1 protein-coding gene is annotated in these 1,255 nt (G+C 61.4%); it reads left to right on the forward strand.

Annotated elements, in window-relative coordinates:
* Window positions 1-102: 102 nt before the first annotated feature.
* Entirely contained in the window at window positions 103-1,224 is a 1,122-nt protein-coding gene (locus ENZ74_RS32130; RefSeq protein WP_013532613.1) for an ABC transporter substrate-binding protein, read from the forward strand.
* Window positions 1,225-1,255 lie beyond the last annotated feature (31 nt).

Consider the following 1,255-nt stretch of genomic DNA (forward strand, 5'->3'; position numbering starts at 1 on the left):
GCCAATGCGCCTAGACGGGCGAAATGAAGAATAAAATTTTCCCGCCTCTCTGGAAGAAGCGTGGCCGGGGCGGCCGCGCGTGAGTGGAGGAGTTCTACCATCATGAAAAAATTGAGTATTTTGAACGCGGCCATATTCGGCCTGATGATGAGCACGCCGGTCGCATTCGCCGACGATATCACCTTTGCGGTGATCGGCCCGATGACCGGACAGCTCGCCACCATCGGCGATCAGTTCAAGCAGGGCGCACAGGCCGCTGCCGATGCGATCAACGCCGCTGGCGGCGTCAACGGGTCGATGATCAAGCTTGATATCGAAGACGACCAGTGCGATCCCAAGCAGGCGGTGTCGGTTGCCAACCGCGTCGTCGCCGATGGCGTCAAGTTCATCGACGGCCATGCCTGCTCGGGTTCGAGCATTCCGGCCTCGGCCGTCTATGCCGAAGCCGGCGCGCTGATGATGAGCCCGGCTTCTTCCAACCCGGTGCTGACCGACGCGGCCGCCAAGGCCGGCTGGCCGACGATCATGCGCCTTTATACGCGTGACGATGCGCAGGGCGCCTTCATCGGCCCATGGATCGCCAAGAAGTTCGCCGGCAAGAATGTCGTCGTCCTGCACGACAAGAGCGCCTACGGACAGGGCGTGGCTGACGCCGTCAGGGCAACGATGAATGCCGGCGGCCTCAAGGAGGTCTACTATGACGGCATCAACGCTGGCGAGAAGGACTATTCGGCTCTCGTTACCAAGCTCAAGGACTTGAAAGCCGACGTCGTCTATTTCGGCGGCTACCATCCTGAAGCTGGCCTGATCCTGCGTCAGTCGGCGGAACAGAACCTGAAGTTCCAGCTGATCATGCCGGACTCCATCGCCTCGCCGGAATTCTGGCAGGTCGCTGGCCCGGCCGGCGAGGGCACCATGTTCGTCTTCCCGTCGGATCCGCAGGCAAAGCCGGAAGCCAAGGCAGCCGTCGAGAAGATCAAGGCCGGCGGTTTCGTGCCGGAGGGCTTCACGCTGTTCTCATACGCCACCATCCAGGCATTCGCCGAAGGCATCAAGCGTGCCGGCAGCGACGATCCGGCCAAGGTTGCCGAGGCGCTGAAGAACGGCACGCCGATCAGCACCGTCGTCGGTAATGTCACCTTCGACGAGAAGGGCGATCTCAAGAATGCCAGCTACGACATCAACCAGTGGCATGACGGAAAATATGCGCCGATCGCGCAGTAATCGCCGGCCCGGCGACTGAATAGCATAGGGA

Origin of the sequence: Mesorhizobium sp. M7A.F.Ca.CA.002.15.2.1, from assembly GCF_003998715.1 — a bacterium.
GTDB lineage: Bacteria > Pseudomonadota > Alphaproteobacteria > Rhizobiales > Rhizobiaceae > Mesorhizobium > Mesorhizobium ciceri.

Coding starts and splice junctions, on each gene's coding strand:
- ENZ74_RS32130 (WP_013532613.1), top strand. CDS start 103: ATGAAAAAATTGAGTATTTTGAACGCGGCCATATTCGGCCTGATGATG.